The following is a 17,216-nucleotide window of genomic DNA, read 5'->3' as shown; positions in this document are numbered from 1 at the left end:
TTGCCCATGCGCTTGGCGAGCAGGGCCTGGCCGAGCACGTTGTTGATCTTGTGCGAGCCGGTGTGGTTGAGGTCCTCGCGCTTGAGCAGGATGCGGGCGCCGCCGGCGTGCTTCGAGAAGTTGTGCGCCTCGGTGAGCAGGCTGGGGCGTCCGGCGTAGGACTTGAGCAGGTGGTCGAGTTCGGCCTGGAAGTCGGCGTCGTCCTTGACCTTGGCCCATTGGGTCTCGACCTCGTCGAGGGCGGCGATGAGGGCCTCGGGCGCGAAACGGCCACCGAAGCGGCCGTAGTGTCCGCCGTCGTCGGGCACCGGTAGAGCGTGGCTCATGGGAAGTTCTCCTGGAAGGAGGCCGACCGCGGCGTTCCCCCGCCGGCGTCCGCGCCGCGGAGGTGCCGCGCGTCGACCGGTGTGCGCCGCCGGCTCCGGCGGCGGGATGGTCAGGGGTCAACGCGGCGGCGGGAACCCGCGGACAGGTGCGTCCTCGGGCTCCCTAGAGCCATCGCCATCTGCGCGGGAGCATGTGCGTGCCCCGCTCCGTGCGCGTGGTCGTCGTTCCCATCGATCGTGGTTCCCTGTCAGTTCCGGTCGCGCAGAGCGGGGTGGGCTCCGGCGGTGACCAGGTCGGCGACGGCCTCGCGCGGATTGCCTCCGCGCACCAGGCTCTCTCCGACCAGGACCGCCCCGGCTCCGGCACCGGCGTAGGCCAGCAGGTCGTGCGGGCCTCGAACCCCGGACTCGGCGATTCTGACGCGGTCCGCGGGGATGAGCGGGGCCAACCGGGCGAAGGTGTCCCGGTCGACCTCCAGGGTCTTGAGGTTGCGCGCGTTGACGCCGATGACGGTGGCGCCGGCGTCGAGGGCGCGGGCGACCTCCTCCTCGTCGTGGACTTCGACGAGGGGGGTCAGGCCCAGGGAGCGCGCCCGCTCGACCAGGGAGACCAGGGCCTCCTGGGGCAGGGCTGCGACGATGAGCAGGACGGCCGAGGCTCCGAAGACCCGGGCCTCCCACAGCTGGTAGGAGCTGACCACGAAGTCCTTGCGCAGCAAGGGGGTGTCGACCGCGGCGCGGACGTTCTGGAGGTCCTCGAGGCTGCCGTTGAAGCGCCGCTCCTCGGTGAGCACACTGATCCAGGTGGCGCCACCGGCCTCGTAGTCGCGGGCCAGTGCGGCGGGGTCGTCGATGGTCGCGAGCGGCCCCTTGGAGGGGCTGGCGCGCTTGACCTCGGCGATCACGTGGACCCCGGGGCGGCGCAGGGCCGCTTCGGCGTCCGCGGGGACGGGCACCGTCTCGGCCTTGGCCTTGAGGCGGTCCAGCGGAAGGGCCTCCTGCCGCTGCGCCAGGTCCGCGCGTACTCCCTCGAGGATCTCGTCGAGCACGCTCACCAGTTCTTGCTCCCTCGTGAAGTATCGGTTCACGGTGACCGATCCGGCTCCGGGGCGCGGGTCGGCTCGGCGGGCTTCGGACGCGTCGCCGTCACACCGTGTGGTGGTCATCGTATCCACCCCGGACCGTGTGGGGGTCGCCGCCCCCCTGCAGGTCGGAGGTTTCGTGGTCACCAGGCGGGCAGAAGCGGGGTGCCCGGGGCGAGGAAGGAGAACCAGGGCAGGTTGCGAAGCACCCAGAAGGCGAGGAAGACACCCAGGATCGCCCAGGCGAGCCAGGGCCTGACCACGACGACGCGTCCGGGCCCGGGGGCGGTGCGCAGGGAGCGGGTCAGCCAGGACACGTAGGCGTAGGCGAGGTAGGGCAGGCACAGCATGAGCAGGATGTTCATGCTCGCGGCGCCGACCACGTCCAGGTGGGTGAGCGCGGCCAGGGCCCGGGTGGTTCCGCAGCCCGGGCAGAAGGTACCGGTGAGCGCCAGCCAGGGGCAGCCCGGATAGGCGTTGCCGGGGTCGTTGGGGTCGGCGGTGTGCAGGATCGCCGCTCCGACCAGGCCGAGGACTCCCAGGGCGATCGGCCAGGTTCGGGGGTGGACGCGCGCGCCGAGGGCCCCGACCCGGTCGGCCGGAGAGAGGCGGGCGGGCGTCGTCGTGGGGGTGTCTTCGTGCTGCACGGGATCCAGCCTACCGAGGCCTCGAAGGGCCGGTGGAACGACTTCGCCCCCGGCGGTGCCGGGGGCGGAGCGTGGGGAGGCGCGCGGTCGACTAGTAGTACGTCGGCGAGGTTCCGATGGCGATCGCCATGATGATCACGAAGGCGAAGTAGGCGATCCACAGACCAAGGCCGACCAGACTGATGATGCCGGTGATCTTGGCGGTGTTGGAGGAGGACTCGGCGCCCGCGTAGTCACCCATCTGCCACTTGCTGTTCACCTGGAGGGCGAAGATGAGGCCGATGATGCCGGCCACGGTGCAGGTGAAGATACCGACGATGTTCATCCACAGGTACGTCTTGGGCGGCCCTGCGCCGATCGGGGGCTGACCCCCGAAGCCGGGCTGGCCCCCACTGGGCGGGCCGTAGCCGCCGGGAGGCGGACCGTACCCACCGGTGCCGTAGCCACCGGGAGGCGGGCCGGGGTTGCCGGGAGGCGGGGGACCATAGCTCATGAGTGGAGTGTCTTTCCGAAAGAGGACAAGGGGTTCTGTCTGATGTGATGCAGCCTGGGCACACGTGGTTCCGACGAGGTACAAGGTCGGGACTCACCAGACACGGCGGGCCGGCGGATTCGAAACATGGCAGATCGGCGAGACAGCGCCGACCGGCTTCGAACACGGCGGAAAGGGCCGGTCCTGAGAATGTACCCGTCCCGTGGGACCTACGTCCATTTTCCGTTACTCATCCGTTGTGAGCTGCGGTTTCTCAGTTCCGGCCCGAAAGTCGCTAGTTGCCGCTCGTGGCCGCGGCCTTACGGCCCGTTTCCCACTCCTCGCGCGTGGGCGGGACCGGACGCGGTGCCTTGCGACCCAGACCGGCCTTCTTCATCACACCGGCGATCACGGCGAGCACGACGCTGGCGCCCAAGGCGATGATGGTCCACGTGACCAGGGAGCCGCCCATGATGATGATGACCGCGGCCACGGTCCAGGCCACGATCCAGGAGAGGGTGAGGAACCAGGCGGAGACGGTGTTGCCGTGGTCGTCGTGTTCTTCGAGGTGCGCGTCGGCCATCAGTGGTTCTCCTTCGGTTCGGCCGGCCGGTCGGTCGGCTTTACGGGTTCTGTGTCGTCGCCGGGTTCGGCTCGGTCCGCCCGTGGGTCTTGGGCGGGCGTGCCGTCGCCCGGGGCGTCAAGTGTGGGGTCGTCACCGGCGTCCAAGGATTTCCACAGGTCGGCGGGTGTCTCCGCCTTCTGCGGGCGCGGTGCGGCGTCCCGATCGTACCGGTTTCCCATACCGGGCCAGGAAGGGGCGCGCACAACGGCGACGAGGCCGCTGAGAATCAGCAGGGCCGCTCCGGCCGCTCCCATCAGCGGTCCAAGGGCGTGGATCTCGGGGGTGCCGACGACCTCGCCGGTTCCGGCGGTGTCGGTGGTGAGATGGGCGATGGCCGAGGTGAGCGTGGCGGGCCGGGTGGCCGACCACAGGGCGGTGAGCGCGAACACACCGCAGGCCGCGACGAGGACGCCCACCACGCGTCGGGGCCAGGAGCGGGCCGCGTAGAGTCCGGCGATGCCGGCGAGTCCGGCCCAGCCCAGGCCACTGAGGGCTCCCGTGAGGTCGCCTCCGGTGACCTCGACGGGAACGGGGGCGACGGGGCCGGGTGAGCCGAGCATGCCGGTCACCCACACGCGGCCGGACGCGGCGAGCATGAGGGCGGCCCCTGCGGCCATGGCGAGCGTGACGATCCCGTACTCGCGTCCGGTGCCCGCGGATCGGGTGGAGGTGGAGGCGGACGTCACAGCAGCCGTCCCGCGTCGAAGCAGGTGTGGTCGCCGGTGTGGCAGGCCGCACCGGTCTGGTCGACCCGCACCAGGAGGGTGTCTCCGTCACAGTCGAGTGCGACCGACACCACACGCTGGGTGTGACCGGAGGTGGCGCCCTTGACCCAGTACTCGCCCCGGCTTCGGGACCAGTAGGTGCCCTCACGGGTGGTGAGGGTGCGGTGCAGGGCCTCGTCGTCCATCCAGGCGAGCATGAGGACCTCCCCGGTGTCGTGTTGCTGCACGATGGCGGGGAGGAGTCCGTCCGGGTTCCGCTTCAGTCGCGCGGCGATGTCCGGGTCGAGGTTGGTGACGCTCATGCCCCCAGGTTATGGGCGACCTGTGAGCGGAGTTCACCGGGTACCGGCCAACGAGGGGGTGCGCGCGGGTTCTAGAGTGCGAGCGTGTACGACGACGTCCCGTGTCCCCGACGACCTGGAAGGTTCCCACTGTGACCGCCGAGTCCCTGGCCGCCGATCTGGCGGGCAAGCCCGACGCGCTGGCCGCGCTGGCCCGCAGGTTCCCTCGTTGGGACCCCTACGCCGCGCTGCCGGCCCTGTTGGACGACGAACCCGCCTCGGTGCGGTTCCTGGCGTTGGGTCCGGCACGGCGGGCGTGCGAGGTGGCGGCGGCGCGGTTGCGACGGGCCGGGATCGGGGCGAGCGCCGACCCGTCGACCTCCGTGGAGGAGCCTCCCGCGGGCGCGGAGACCCTCGTGGTGGCGGTGACCCTGGGCGACGGTCAGCGGGAGCTGAGCACGGTCCTGGACCGCTACGTGGGACGCTCACCCGTGGTGGTGCTGGCGCCGGACGCCGACACGGTGGTGGCGCGCTACGCGGACCTTCTGGTGCCGTTGCACGCAGGGACGGAGGCGTCGGGGCTCGGATGCCGCGCCTACCAGCACGCCCTGGCCCTGTTGTTGTTGCTGGGGCATCGGTTGGGCGCACCGGTGGGCGGCAGCGGGAACTTCCCCGGCCTGTTGCTCCGTGCGGCCAACGCGGTGGGGACGCTGCTGGACCAGGCCCCCGAGTGGGTGCCCGAGGCCACTCGGGTGTTGGACTCCCCCTCGGCCGTGCATCTGGTGGCGCCGGCGGAGCGGATCGCCTCGGCCGGGCAGGGGGTGCAGGTGTTGCGCCGGGGTCCGGTTCGGCCCGCCTACGAGGCGGAGACCGGAGAGTGGTCGCACACCGATCGTCACCTCGCGGCGGTGACGGACTACCGGGCGTTGTTGTTCGCCGGGTCCCTGTACGACCAGAGGTTCGCCGAGCACCTGATGCAGTTGCGGGGCGCGTTCGTGGCGGTGGGCGCCACCCCCGACCGCGAACGCGTGCCGGGGGCGGCGCTGACCCTGCGCTATCCGGGTGACGGCGACCCGGACGTGCGCCTGTTGACCGAGCCGGTGGTGGCCGAACTGCTGGCCGCCCACTGGTGGGGGCGCACTTCTTCGAGTGGGTGACCGCGTGGTGCCCGCTAGGCCGAAGAGCTGACCCAGGAGGCGTGCAGGTCCGCGTACACGCCCGGGCGGGCCACGAGTTCGTCGTGGGAACCGCTCTGGACGATGCGACCGTCGTCGAAGACCAGGACCCGGTCGGCGGCCTCGGCGGTGGACAACCGGTGGGCGATGGCCACGGAGGTGCGGCCGCGGGTGAGCCGGTCCAGGGCGCGCTGGATGCGTGTCTCTGTGTGCGGGTCCACGGCCGAGGTGGCCTCGTCGAGCACCAGCAGGTCGGGGTCGGCGACGTAGGCGCGCACGAGGGCGACGAGTTGGCGCTCCCCCGCCGACAGGGACTCGCCTCGCTGGCCGACCGGCGTGTCCAGGCCGTGGGCGAGGCTGCCCAGCCAGTCGGCGAGACCGAGTTCGGTGATGGCGGCCTTCAGTTCGACGTCGGTGCTCTCGGGGCGGGCGAAGCGGATGTTGTCGCCCAGGGAGCTGTCGAACAGGAAGCCCTCCTGCGGCACCATCACCACGCGGCTGCGCAGCGAGGAGAAGGCGACCTCGCGCAGGTCGACGCCGTCCACCAGGACGGTGCCCGCGTCGGGGTCCATGAGACGGGTGAGCAGCTTGACGAAGGTGGTCTTGCCGGAGCCGGTCTCGCCGACCACCGCCACCCGGCTGCCCGGTGTGATGCGCACGCCGATGTCGTCCAGGACGACGGGACCCTCGGGGTAGGCGTAGGTGACGTGGTCGAAGTCGACCTGGACGGCCCCGCGGGGCAGGACGCGGCCGGCCTCGCCCGGGTCGGCGATGTCGGGGACGGTGTCCAGGACGCCCAGGACCCGTCGCCAACCGGCGATGGCGTTCTGCGCCTCGTTGAAGATCTCGGTGGCCATCATCATGGGCTGCACGAACAGCGTCATCAGGAACAGGAAGGCGATGAGCTGCCCGGCGGTGAGGTCGCCGCCCACACCCAGCCAGACGCCGACCAGGACGACGGCGGCGTTGGCGATCGCGGAGACGATCTCGGCGAAGGGCGACACCGCCATGGAGAGCCGCTGGGCCCTGACCTGGGCCTTGCGTGTGGCCAGGACGGTGGTGTCGATGCGGCCGGCGGTGCGCTCCTCGGTGCCGTGGGCGCGGATGACGGCGGCGCCCATGACGGTCTCGCCGATGGCGCCGAGCATGTCACCGGTGCGTTCGCGGACCTTCAGGTAGGCCTTGGACAGGAGCTTTTGGAGCCACCGGACCCCGAACAGCAGCGGCAGGAAGCAGAGCCACACCACGATGGTGAGCTGCCAGGAGTAGATCGCCATGAGGGTGGTGGCGACCAGGAGTTGGCCGGTGCTGACCAGCAGGAGGAGCCCGCCCCACTGCATGAAGTGGCTGATCTGGTCGACGTCGCCGGTGACGCGGGAGACCAGGGCGCCCTTGCGCTCACTGTTCTGGGTCAGGACGGAGAGGTCGTGCACGTGCCGGAAGGCCTTGCGGCGCAGGGTGGCCAGTCCGGACTCGGTGGCCCGGTACAGGCGCAGGTTCATCAGGTAGGAGCAGAACATGGTGATGACCAGCAGCACGGCGCAGCCGGTGACCATGCGGGTGACGAAGGCCAGGTCGGGGCCGTCCTCGCCGGTGAGGCCGTTGTCGATGATCTGCTGCACGGCGATGGGCACGATGACCTTGCCGGCGGTGGCGACCGCGGCGAAGACGAGGGTGAGCCACAGCCCCCTGGCGAACTCCGGGGAGAGTCGGAGGCCGCGCTTGATCGTGCCGAACGCGCCATCGTCGCTGCGGTGCAGGGCCGGTGCCTGGTCACCCGTGGGGCGCGGCGCCTCGGCGTCCCGGGCCGACCTGTCGTCGGTACGGGTCCGTGTGGGTGCGCTCATCGGGTGTTCTCCTCCTTGGAGTCGGTGCCTGGTCCGCGAAGGTGGGGTTCGGCCGGCCCCGGTTCCTCGGGGATCGGGGTGCGTTCCGCCTCGTTCTCGGCGGAGGCGCGCTCGTAGGCGGTGACCAGACGGTTGTACCCCGGCGATGTGGTGAGGAGTTCGTCGTGGGTACCGCGCGCCAGGATGCGGCCGCCCTCCATGTAGAGGACCTCGTCTGCGAGTTCGATGGTGGCGCGTCGGTAGGCGACCAGGACGACGGTCGCCGCGTCGTCGCGTTCGCGCAGGCCACCGAGGATCTGCGCCTCGATCTGCGGGTCGACCGCGGAGGTGGCGTCGTCCATGATGAGCAGGCGAGGGCGGCGCACGATGGCGCGGGCCAGGGCCAGGCGTTGGCGCTGGCCGCCGGAGAGGGTGGTGCCCTTCTCCCCGAGTTCGGCGTCGAGGCCGCCGTCGAGCGCGCCGATGAATCCGTCGGCTCGGGCCAGGCGCAGGGCGGCCCAGACCTGCTCGTCGTCGGCGTCGATGCCCAGGGTGATGTTGTCGCGGACGGTGTCCTCGAACACGAAGGTGCTCTGTGGGACGAGTGCGGCGGTACGGGGCACCTGATCGCGGCTCAGGTCCCGAAGGTCGACGCCGTCGTAGGTGACGGTTCCGGTGTCGGGGTCGACCAGGCGCATCAGGACGGTGGTGAGGGTGGACTTGCCCGAACCGGTGGGACCGACGATGGCGACGGTGCGCCCGGGGGCGATGTCGAGGTCGACGCCGTTGAGGACCATGGTGCGGCGTTCGTGGTCGTCGGGGTCGTCCATGAGGTCGCGTCCGCCGCCTTCGACGTCGTAGGAGTCGGCGTAGGAGAAGGTGACGTCGCGTGCGCTCAGGGCCAGACCACGGGACGAGGGCTCCAGAACCCGGTCGCCGTAGACCATGGATCCGCCGGCCCGCAGGACGGACTGGACACGGTCCCAGCCCACGACGCTGCGGGGCAGGTCGCCCAGGAGCCAGCCGAAGGAGCGGATGGGCTGGGCCAGCAGGGTGAACAGGAAGGCGATCTGGACGAGTTCGCCGGGCTCGATGGCGCCGGTGGACAGGCGCCACATGCCCAGGAGCAGGACGGCGAGGACGCCGAGGTTGGGCAGGGACTCCATGAACGGGTCGAACATGGATCGCAGCCGGCCGACCTGGATGAGTGCGTCGCGCAGGCGGTGGGCGGCGTCGGTGAAGCGTTCGGTCTCGGTGTCCTCACGGCCGAGGGTCTTGACGACCAGGGCCCCGTCGAAGGACTCGTGGGCGACCCCGCTGACCTCGGCGCGCAACGACTGGGCGCGGGAGGCCATCGGGGAGACACGGCGTTGGAAGATGACGTTGGCGGTGGCCAGGGCCGGGAAGACGACGAAGGCGACCAGGGCAAGGACCGGGTCGGTGACGACCATGGCGACCGCGGCGATGACCAGCATGAACACGCTGCCCACGGCCATGGGCAGGGGTGCGAGCGGCTGCCAGGTGGCCTCGACGTCGGCGTTGGCGTTGGAGAGCAGCTGTCCGGTGGGGTGGCGATGGTGCCAGGAGAGCGGCAGTTCGAGGTACTTGCGGGCGACGGAGCGTCGGTAGCGGGCCTGCATGCGGAACTGCATGAAGCCGGCGAGCAGGCGTCGGACGGCCAGACCGACGGCCTTGCCGAGTCCCACCGCCAGGAGCAGGCCGGCGGCCCCGGTCAGGGCGGCCATGGTGGCCTCGCCGGTGGCGAAGGCGGGGAGGATGGTGTGGTCGGTGATGTGCCCCAGGACCGAGGCCGAGGCGACGGTGACCGCGGCGTGCGTCATGGCGCCGCCGACGGCGAGGAGGAAGATCCAGGGTTCGGTGCGAGCGGCCACCCACAGGACCTTCAGGCCCCGGGTGAAGACCCGCTTGTACCGGCCCTGCCCGGGGGTGTCCCGGGTGGACGCGGTCCCGGGATCGGATCCGGGGGTGTCCTCCCGTTCCTCCGGTCTCGCCGTAGTCGTGCCCTGCGCCATGCGCCCCCGCTTTCTGGTCCCGAACCGGTGAACCGGTGTGTTCGCACCCCGACGGGCCCGGGCGTGGCCGGGATCGGTCGTGGGGTGTCCGCACAACCTATCCAGCGGCACCGACAAGCTTCCACCGGATTGTTTCAGCGCCGGATGCACCCGGGCTATTCCGGCCGGGCGAACTTCTGTTCGCCTGCCATCGGAAAGGCCCGGACGCCCCTTCGAGGGTGTCCGGGCCCGTGTGGCGCTCAGTCGTCAGGGCGCTGCCGGTGGCGTACTAGTGGTAGCCGTAGCCGGCGGGCGCCTCCGCGTCGTCGGGCTCCTCCATGGGCTCCAGCGCGTTCTCGTCGACCTGCTCGTCGGCCGCGGCCGCGGCCGCTTCGTCGACGCACTCCTCCTCGGGCGCCCCCACCTCGGGCTTGGTGATGGAGCACTTGAAGGTCATACGACCGTAGGCGCCGTCCACCCCGATCCCGGACTCCTCCTGGGCCTCCTCGACCGCCGCCGCGGTGTCCTCGTCGTAGACGTCGTCGCCCTCGTCGAGGTCGGCGCCGAACTTGGCGTTGAGCAGGATCTTGATGGCGACGACGGCCGGGCCCTGGTCCCCGACCTGGAAGGCGTCGGCCTCAGTGGGAAAGAGCGTGTTCCTGAGCTTGACCCAGGTCTCGGTCTCCAGGACCCCGTTCTCCTCGATGGTCCCGGCTTCCTCCTCGAACGCGAGGATCAGCGCTTCCACTTCCTCGTCGAACTCGTCCCCCGGCTCTTCCGGGATGTTGTGCCCGAGCGCGGCCAGGAAGTACTGGACGGCTCGGATGTCCTCGCTCGGGCCGGGCTGGTCCACCGAGTAGACGGGCCAGGCACGAGCCTCGATCTGCTCGATCACCTCGGCGGGGGTGCGCTCGTAGTCGTCGGCGGAGGCGGTCGGAGCGATCATGACGACACCGCCGAAGGCGATGAAGCCGGCGGTGGCCAACGAGACGGCGCGACGAGCGATACCGCTGGTGAGGTACTCGGACATGATGGGTGCAATCTCCCCTGTCGTGTGGTTGAGACGGGAACATGCTCACACGCATAACGAACAAGGCAATGTAGCGCCACGCTTCAATAACGATTAAGATTTTCCCGTTTCGAACGACGCTTCGGAAAGCGAGCGGGCCCGGACACCCCTCCTGGGATGCCCGGGCCCGCGTGGCGCGTCAACGGTGAGGAACCGTCGCCGAACTAGTGGTGGGCGCGCTCGCGCTCGGCCTCTTCGGTGCCCTCGGTCACGACACCGGCCTCGGCGTCCTCGGCGGCCTCGGGCGCGTCCTCGCCGTCGGACTCGGCACCCTCGACCGGGGCCTCTTCCACGGCGACGTCGGAGGCGGAGGCGTCGGCCGCGTCCTCGTCGCCCTGGTAGGTGACCACACCCTTGTAGCTCAGCCATCCGAAGGCGCCGTCGACGCCGATGCCGAGCTCCTCCTGGGCGACCTCGACCGCCGCCGCGGTGTCCTCGTCGTACAGGCCGCTGGTCTCGTCCAGGTCCGCACCGAACTTCTCGTTGAGGATCGCCTTGATGCCGATGACGGCCCAACCGCGGTCACCGACCTCGTAGGCGTCGGCCTCGTTCGGGAAGTGCAGGTTGCGGATCTTGATCCAGGTCTGCGACTCCAGAGTGGAGTCGTCGTTGAGGTTGTAGTGGTCGTCGAACTCCGAGATCGTCGCCTCGACCTCCTCGGTGAACTCGTCACCGGGGTCCGGGGTGATGAACCCGAGGTCGTTGAGGAAGGAGAGGGCGAACCGGATGTCGACGCTGGGGCCGGGGTTGTCGATCGAGTAGTTGGGCCAGCTCTGGGCCTCGATCTGCTCGAAGACCTCGCTCGGGGTGCGCTCCAGGTCGTCGGCGGACGCGGAGGGAGCGAGGAGGGCCGCCCCGCTCAGGGCGACGAACCCGGCGGTGGCCAGGGTCGCGATTCGACGAATGACTCCGCCGGTGAAGTGCTCGGACATGATGGTGCAAACTCCCGTGTCGTGTGCTTGGGACGGCCTCATGCTCACACGAATCACAACTGAGTTAACTTAGCGCCACGCCTTGACCACGAATGGTAATTATTTCTTGTGGGCCTCGGACCGATCCATCGACCGGCCCGAGGCCCACGCCCTAGCGGACCGGGTAACCGGCCTCCCGCAGGCTCTTCTTCACGTCCGCGATGGTGAACTCCCCGAAGTGGAACACCGTCGCGGCCAGCACCGCGTCCGCGCCCGCGGCGACGGCGGGAACAAAGTGCTCCACCGCGCCCGCGCCGCCCGAGGCGATCAGCGGAACGTCCACGCGAGAGCGCACCGCCCGGATCAGCTCCAGGTCGAACCCGGCCTTGGTGCCGTCCGCGTCCATCGAGTTGAGCAGGATCTCCCCCGCCCCCAGTTCGGCGGCACGCTCGCACCACTCCAGGGCGTCGATCCCGGTGCCCTTGCGGCCACCGTGCGTGGTGACCTCGAACCCGCTGGGCGTGGGGGCGTCACCCTCACGGACACGGCGCACGTCGGCGGAGAGCACCAGCACCTGGCGGCCGAAACGTTCGGCGATCCGCCCGATCAGCTCCGGGCGCGCGATGGCGGCGGTGTTGACCCCCACCTTGTCCGCGCCGGCCCGCAGCAGACGGTCCACGTCCTCGGTGGTGCGCACTCCTCCCCCGACGGTGAGCGGGATGAACACCTGATCGGCGGTGCGACGTACCACGTCGTAGGTGGTCTCCCTGCTGCCGCTGGAGGCGGTCACGTCCAGGAACGTGAGCTCGTCGGCACCGCCCGCGTCATAGGTGCCCGCCAGTTCCACGGGGTCGCCGGCGTCGCGCAGGTTCTCGAAGTTGACGCCCTTGACCACCCGCCCGGCGTCCACGTCCAGGCAGGGGATGACTCGAACGGCCAGGCTCATCGACGCCCACCCCCGACCAGGGCCAGCGCGTCCTCCAGGGTGAACGCGCCCTCGTACAGGGCGGTGCCCATGATGGCCCCCTCGACACCCTCCGGAACCAGGCCGGCGATGGCCTCAAGGTCGGCGAGGCTGGACACACCGCCGCTGGCGACCACCGGCTTGTCGGTGCGCTCGCACACGGTGCGCAGCAGGTCCAGGTTGGGTCCCTTGAGCATGCCGTCCTTGTTGACGTCGGTGACGACGTAACGGGCGCAGCCCTCGGCCTCCAGGCGTTCCAGGGTCGCGAAAAGGTCGCCGCCGTCGCGGGTCCATCCTCGGGCGGCCAGGGTGGTGCCTCGCACGTCCAGGCCGATGGCGATCCTGTCCCCGTGCTCGGCGATGATCTTGGCGCACCAGTCGGGGTGCTCCAGGGCGGCGGTGCCGATGTTCACCCGGGTGCAACCGGTGGCCAGGGCGGCGGCCAACGACTCGTCGTCACGGATACCGCCGGACATCTCGACCTTGACGTCGAGGCGACCGACGATCTCGCCCAACAGGTCGCGGTTGTGCCCGCGCCCGAAGGCCGCGTCCAGGTCCACCAGGTGGATCCACTCGGAGCCGGCGTTCTGCCAGGCCATGGCGGCCTCGTAGGGGTCACCGTACCGGCCCCCGGTGTCGGCCTTGCCCTGGACGAGCTGGACGGCCTGCCCACCGGAGACGTCCACCGCCGGCAGCAGTTCGAGGGCGGGAGTGGAAGTGGTCTGCTCGCCGGTCATACTCGCCTTCTCGTTCTCGGTTCTGTTCACGAAATGTGTGCTTGGAGTCCGTCGACCCAGTTGGCCAGGACCCGGGCGCCGGCGTCACCGGACTTCTCCGGGTGGAACTGGGTCGCGCTCAGCGGCCCGTTCTCCACGGCGGCCACGAACGGCTCCCCGTGTTCGGACCAGGTCACCATGGGCGCCGGGATACGGTCGCTCGCCGCGACGAACTCCCAGTTGCGCACCCCGTAGGAGTGCACGAAGTAGAAGCGTTCCCCGGGGTCGATCCCGGCGAACAGGCGCGTGCCCTCCGGTGGGGTGACGGTGTTCCACCCCATGTGGGGCACCACGGGCGCCTTGATGCGCTCGACGGTTCCGGGCCACTCACCGCAGCCCTCGGTGGCGCTGTCCTCGGCGTTGACGTCGGCCTGTTCGATTCCCCGGTCGAAGAGGACCTGCATGCCCACGCAGATGCCCAGGACCGGGCGCCCCCCGGCGACGCGGCGGTCGATGATGCGGTCCCCACCCGCGGCCTTGAGGCCGGCCATGCAGGCGCTGAAGGCTCCGACCCCGGGCACGACCAGACCGTCGGCCTCCAGCGCGACATGGGGGTCGGAGGTGACGGTGACGTCGGCTCCGGTGCGTTCCATGGCGCGCTGGGCCGAACGCAGGTTGCCCGACCCGTAGTCGAGGACGGCCACACGTGAGGACATCGGGTGTGCCTTTCTTAGAGGTAGCCGAGCCGCAACGCGCCGAAGGCGATCGCGAGCACGACGCAGACGGCCAGGCCGATGGCGACCGAGCGGCTCTTGTGCCACATCGCGTAGACGCCACCGGCGAGGAAACCGCCCAGGATGATGAGGAACAACCCCCAAAGGTCGGTGTCCATCTACAGGACGCCCTTGGTGGAGGGGACCCAGTTCACGCGCGGGTCGTCCTCGGTTGCGAAGCGCAGCGCCCGGGCGAACGCCTTGAACTGGGCCTCGACGATGTGGTGGGCGTTACGGCCGTAGGGCACGTGGATGTGCAGGGCCACGCGGGCCTGGGCCACGAAGGACTCGAAGATGTGCCGGGTCATGGTGGTGTCGTAGTCACGGCCGATGATCGGAGCCATGCCCTCGGGTTCGCTGTGCACAAGGTAGGGGCGGCCGGACACGTCGACGGTGACCTCGGCCAGCGCCTCGTCGAGGGGCACCTTGGCGTCGGCGAAGCGGCGGATGCCGGCGCGGTCGCCGAGGGCCTCGCGGAAGGCGGCGCCCAGGGCCAGGGCGGTGTCCTCCATGGTGTGGTGCGAGTCGATGTGCAGGTCGCCCTCGGTGCGCACGGTCAGGTCGAACAGGCCGTGCTTGGCGAGCTGGTCGAGCATGTGGTCGAAGAAACCGACACCGGTGGAGATGTCGGCGACGCCGGTGCCGTCAAGGTCGACCTCGACCAGGACCTTGGTTTCCTTGGTTGCGCGTTCGATGCGTCCGGTGCGGCTCATGGTCACTCTTTCGGTGGTGCGGTGGGAAGTCTGGTCGGGATCAGCGGCCGGTGACCCGCAGGAGGGTCTCGCGGAAGACGGTCATCTCCTGCGATGTGCCGACGGTGACGCGAAGCCACCCGGGCGGGCCGATCTCGCGGATGAGGACCTGTCGGTCGAGCATGTCCTGCCATAGGCGGGTGCGGTCCTCGAACTCCCCGAACAGGACGAAGTTGGCGTCGGAGTCGGCGACCCGGAAGTCGTGTTCGCGCAGCCAGGCGACGAGGGCGTCGCGTTCGGCGCGCAGATCGGCGACGGCGCCGAGGAGTTCGTCGGCGTACTCCAGCGCGGTGACGGCGACCGTCTGGGTGACGGCCGACAGGTGGTAGGGCAGACGGACCAGTTGGAGGGCGTCGACCACCGCGGGGTGCGCGGCGAGGTAGCCCACTCGCGCTCCGGCCAGGGCGAAGGCCTTGGACATGGTGCGCGAGACGATGATCCGGGGGTTGCGCTCCAGGAGGGTGAGGGCGCTGGGGGTGCCCTCGCGGCGGAACTCGGCGTAGGCCTCGTCCACGACCACAACGCCGGGGGCCGCCTGGGCGATGCGCTCGATGGCGCCGGTTTCCAGGGCGGTACCGGTGGGGTTGTTGGGCGAGGTCAGGAAGATGACGCTGGGCTCGTGTTCGGCGATCGCGGACAGGGCGGCGTCCACGTCGACCCGGAAGTCGGCGTCGCGCGGCACCGACACCCATTCCGTTCCGGTGCCCCGGGAGATGATCGGGTGCATCGAGTAGGACGGTTCGAAGCCCATGGCGGTCCGGCCGGGGCCACCGAAGGCCTGGAGCAGCTGTTGGAGGATCTCGTTGGATCCGTTGGCCGCCCAGACGTGGGCCGAGGTCAGGCCGTGGCCGAGGTAGGCGGCCAGGCCCTCGCGCAGCCGGACCGCGTCCCGGTCGGGGTAGCGGTTCAGGCCCAGGGCCGCGCCGGCGACGGCGTCGGCCAGTGCCTTGGCCAGGGCCGGTGAGGGCGCGTGCGGGTTCTCGTTGGTGTTGAGGACCACCGGCACGTCCAGTTGCGGGGCTCCGTAGGGTGAGCGCCCGCGCAGGTCGTCGCGCAACGGCAGGTCGTTCAGGGTGAAGCTCACTGGTTTCACACTCGTGGTCGGTCGTGGGAGGGACGGGCGGGACCGGTGTGAGCCGGCTCCGCCCGTCTTTCCGTCGGGTGCGTCTTTGTGCTCAGGCCCGGTTCGGGCCGTGGTCCATGCGGGCGGCGACGGCTTCGCCGTGCGCCGGCAGGTCCTCGGCCTCGGCCAGGGTGATGACGTGGTGTGCGACGTCGGCCAGCGCGTCACGGTCGTAGTGGACCACGTGCACCCCGCGCAGGAAGGTCTGCACGCTCAGGCCACCGGTGTGGCAAGCGCAGCCGCCGGTGGGCAGCACGTGGTTGGAGCCGGCCGCGTAGTCGCCGAGGGAGACCGGGCTGTGGTCGCCCACGAAGATGGCGCCGGCGTTGCGCACCCGGTCGGCCAGGGCCGGGGCGTCGGCGGTCATGATCTCCAGGTGCTCGGCGGCGTAGGCGTCCACGACGGCCAGCCCGTGGTCGAGGTCGTCGACCAGGACGATGCCGGACTGCGGGCCCGAGAGGGCCTCGCGGACGCGTTCACCGTGCCGGGTGGCGGCCACGCGTTCGGCGAGGCGTTCGGTGACCTTGTCGGCCAGGGCCTCGTCCGGGGTCACCAGGACGGAGGCGGCGACGACGTCGTGTTCGGCCTGGCTGATGAGGTCGGCGGCGACGTAGTCGGGGTCGGCGGTGTGGTCGGCCAGGATCGCGATCTCGGTGGGGCCGGCCTCGGCGTCGATGCCGATGACGCCCTTGAGCAGGCGCTTGGCGGCGGCGACCCAGATGTTGCCCGGGCCGGTCACCATGTCGGCGCGGTGGCAGTCCTCGGTTCCGTGGGCGAACATCGCCACGGCCTGGGCGCCGCCGACCGCGTAGACCTCGTCGACGCCGAGCAGGGCACAGGCGGCGAGGATGGTCGGGTGGGGCAGCCCGCCGAAGTCCTTCTGGGGCGGTGAGGTGACCGCGAGGGAGGACACGCCCGCCTCCTGGGCGGGGACCACGTTCATGATGACGCTGGAGGGGTAGACGGCGCGGCCGCCCGGAACGTAGAGGCCGACCCGTTCGACGGGCATCCACTTCTCGGTGACGGTGCCGCCGGGGACGACCTGGGTGGTGTGGTCGGTGCGGCGCTGGGCCGCGTGGACCTTGCGGGCGCGACGGATGGACTCTTCGAGCGCGGCGCGCACGGCGGGGTCGAGGTCGACCAGGGCGCTTTCGATGGCGTCCTCGGGGACGCGGACATCGGTGAGCCGGACGCCGTCGAAGCGTTCGGTGAGTTCGATCAGCGCTTCGGTTCCACGATGGCGCACGTCTTCGACGATGGGGCGGACGCGTTCGGTGGCGTCGGCCACATCCATTTCGGCGCGCGGAAGGGCATCGCGCGGGTCGCCTGTGGAACCTCGGAGGTCGATTCGACTGATCACGACTCCAGTCTAGGGGGCCCGACCCGACCGGTGGGCAGTGGTGTCCGAATGATGGACACCACACCCGTCCGACCGGCATGAACCCGACCGGGCGGACTTCACGCCCCAAGGTCGGATAAAACCGCCGAACAATCTCCGAATAAGCGTCACCTAACTTTGGATCACCTTACCTAAGCAAGCTTCTGAAAGGCTTGCCTAACAAATTCTGAAACCGTTTCCGGCGTTTCCCATAACGCTTTCGAATGCGTTATTGTAGAACCATGACTTCCAACACTGCCGGCGATAGCGGCCTTTCCAAGTTCCACCGACTCCTGGTCGACCAGGTCCGGCACGAGTTCACCGCGTCGCACCAGTACGTGGCGATCGCCGCCTGGTTC

The 17,216-nt window shown here is 70.2% G+C and carries 18 protein-coding genes and 2 pseudogenes; 2 read left to right on the top strand and 18 right to left on the bottom strand.

Annotated elements, in window-relative coordinates; translation table 11 throughout:
• From K8V84_RS23165 to hisI, 7 genes and pseudogenes are all read right to left on the bottom strand, one after another.
• Positions 1–326, bottom strand: a pseudogene (locus K8V84_RS23165) (tryptophan synthase subunit beta); the annotation flags it as partial.
• Positions 327–574: 248 nt separating this feature from the next.
• On the bottom strand, positions 575–1,381 hold the full coding sequence (trpC, locus tag K8V84_RS23160; RefSeq protein WP_304078631.1) for an indole-3-glycerol phosphate synthase TrpC: 807 nt from the start codon (positions 1,379–1,381) through the stop codon (positions 575–577).
• Between the two features lie 170 nt (positions 1,382–1,551).
• On the bottom strand, positions 1,552–2,055 hold the full coding sequence (locus K8V84_RS23155; protein ID WP_304078626.1) for a DUF2752 domain-containing protein: 504 nt from the start codon (positions 2,053–2,055) through the stop codon (positions 1,552–1,554).
• A gap of 91 nt (positions 2,056–2,146) precedes the next feature.
• Positions 2,147–2,548 (bottom strand): CD225/dispanin family protein, encoded by a 402-nt coding sequence (locus K8V84_RS23150; RefSeq protein WP_304078625.1) that lies wholly within the window; start codon positions 2,546–2,548, stop codon positions 2,147–2,149.
• A gap of 274 nt (positions 2,549–2,822) precedes the next feature.
• A complete protein-coding gene (locus K8V84_RS23145) occupies positions 2,823–3,110 on the bottom strand; it encodes an HGxxPAAW family protein (RefSeq protein WP_304078624.1) in 288 nt (95 codons plus the stop codon).
• Positions 3,110–3,838: a Trp biosynthesis-associated membrane protein gene (locus K8V84_RS23140; protein ID WP_304078623.1), complete on the bottom strand. Its 729-nt coding sequence runs from the start codon at positions 3,836–3,838 to the stop codon at positions 3,110–3,112. Before K8V84_RS23140 ends, K8V84_RS23145 begins: the two co-directional genes overlap by 1 nt.
• A complete protein-coding gene (hisI, locus tag K8V84_RS23135) occupies positions 3,835–4,179 on the bottom strand; it encodes a phosphoribosyl-AMP cyclohydrolase (protein WP_304078621.1) in 345 nt (114 codons plus the stop codon). Before hisI ends, K8V84_RS23140 begins: the two co-directional genes overlap by 4 nt.
• A 131-nt stretch (positions 4,180–4,310) precedes the next feature.
• Here hisI and K8V84_RS23130 point away from each other — a divergent pair, with 131 nt between their 5' ends.
• A complete protein-coding gene (locus tag K8V84_RS23130; protein ID WP_304078619.1) occupies positions 4,311–5,315 on the top strand; it encodes a sugar isomerase in 1,005 nt (334 codons plus the stop codon).
• Positions 5,316–5,329: 14 nt separating this feature from the next.
• Here K8V84_RS23130 and K8V84_RS23125 read toward each other — a convergent pair whose 3' ends face one another.
• From K8V84_RS23125 to hisD, 11 genes are all read right to left on the bottom strand, one after another.
• Positions 5,330–7,180, bottom strand: coding sequence for an ABC transporter ATP-binding protein (locus tag K8V84_RS23125; protein WP_304078617.1), 1,851 nt, complete (start codon positions 7,178–7,180; stop codon positions 5,330–5,332).
• The gene (locus tag K8V84_RS23120; RefSeq protein ID WP_304078616.1) at positions 7,177–9,192 is read right to left on the bottom strand and encodes an ABC transporter ATP-binding protein; all 2,016 of its coding nucleotides are present in this window, start codon (positions 9,190–9,192) and stop codon (positions 7,177–7,179) included. The genes K8V84_RS23125 and K8V84_RS23120 overlap by 4 nt, the downstream gene beginning before the upstream one ends.
• Before the next feature lie 268 nt (positions 9,193–9,460).
• Positions 9,461–10,201, bottom strand: a complete 741-nt coding sequence (locus tag K8V84_RS23115; protein WP_304078614.1) for a peptidoglycan-binding protein — start codon at positions 10,199–10,201, stop codon at positions 9,461–9,463.
• A 203-nt stretch (positions 10,202–10,404) separates the two neighbouring features.
• A complete protein-coding gene (locus tag K8V84_RS23110; protein WP_304078613.1) occupies positions 10,405–11,172 on the bottom strand; it encodes a peptidoglycan-binding protein in 768 nt (255 codons plus the stop codon).
• Positions 11,173–11,323: 151 nt separating this feature from the next.
• Positions 11,324–12,097, bottom strand: coding sequence for an imidazole glycerol phosphate synthase subunit HisF (gene hisF / locus K8V84_RS23105; RefSeq protein WP_304078611.1), 774 nt, complete (start codon positions 12,095–12,097; stop codon positions 11,324–11,326).
• Entirely contained in the window at positions 12,094–12,852 is a 759-nt protein-coding gene (gene priA, locus K8V84_RS23100) for a bifunctional 1-(5-phosphoribosyl)-5-((5-phosphoribosylamino)methylideneamino)imidazole-4-carboxamide isomerase/phosphoribosylanthranilate isomerase PriA (RefSeq protein WP_304078629.1), read from the bottom strand. Before priA ends, hisF begins: the two co-directional genes overlap by 4 nt.
• Before the next feature lie 26 nt (positions 12,853–12,878).
• Positions 12,879–13,547 (bottom strand): imidazole glycerol phosphate synthase subunit HisH, encoded by a 669-nt coding sequence (gene hisH, locus K8V84_RS23095; protein ID WP_304078610.1) that lies wholly within the window; start codon positions 13,545–13,547, stop codon positions 12,879–12,881.
• Positions 13,548–13,561: 14 nt separating this feature from the next.
• Positions 13,562–13,723 (bottom strand): hypothetical protein, encoded by a 162-nt coding sequence (locus K8V84_RS23090; RefSeq protein WP_304078609.1) that lies wholly within the window; start codon positions 13,721–13,723, stop codon positions 13,562–13,564.
• Positions 13,724–14,317 carry an imidazoleglycerol-phosphate dehydratase HisB gene (hisB, locus tag K8V84_RS23085; RefSeq protein ID WP_304078608.1) on the bottom strand — a complete coding sequence of 198 codons (594 nt, stop codon included), beginning with the start codon at positions 14,315–14,317 and terminating at the stop codon, positions 13,724–13,726. It lies immediately after the preceding gene.
• A 40-nt stretch (positions 14,318–14,357) separates the two neighbouring features.
• Positions 14,358–15,440 (bottom strand): histidinol-phosphate transaminase, encoded by a 1,083-nt coding sequence (locus K8V84_RS23080; RefSeq protein WP_304078607.1) that lies wholly within the window; start codon positions 15,438–15,440, stop codon positions 14,358–14,360.
• Positions 15,441–15,531: 91 nt separating this feature from the next.
• Complete coding sequence (gene hisD, locus K8V84_RS23075; RefSeq protein ID WP_304078627.1) at positions 15,532–16,767, bottom strand: histidinol dehydrogenase; 1,236 nt, start codon at positions 16,765–16,767, stop codon at positions 15,532–15,534.
• Between the two features lie 332 nt (positions 16,768–17,099).
• On the opposite strand from hisD, the pseudogene K8V84_RS23070 reads away from it, so the two are divergent.
• Positions 17,100–17,216: pseudogene (locus K8V84_RS23070) on the top strand (ferritin); the annotation flags it as partial.

Origin of the sequence: Nocardiopsis listeri (genome assembly GCF_020741345.1) — a bacterium.
Lineage (GTDB): Bacteria > Actinomycetota > Actinomycetes > Streptosporangiales > Streptosporangiaceae > Nocardiopsis > Nocardiopsis listeri_A.
The sequence above is the reverse complement of the archived record's forward strand: the minus strand, read 5'-3'. Positions and strand labels throughout refer to the sequence as shown.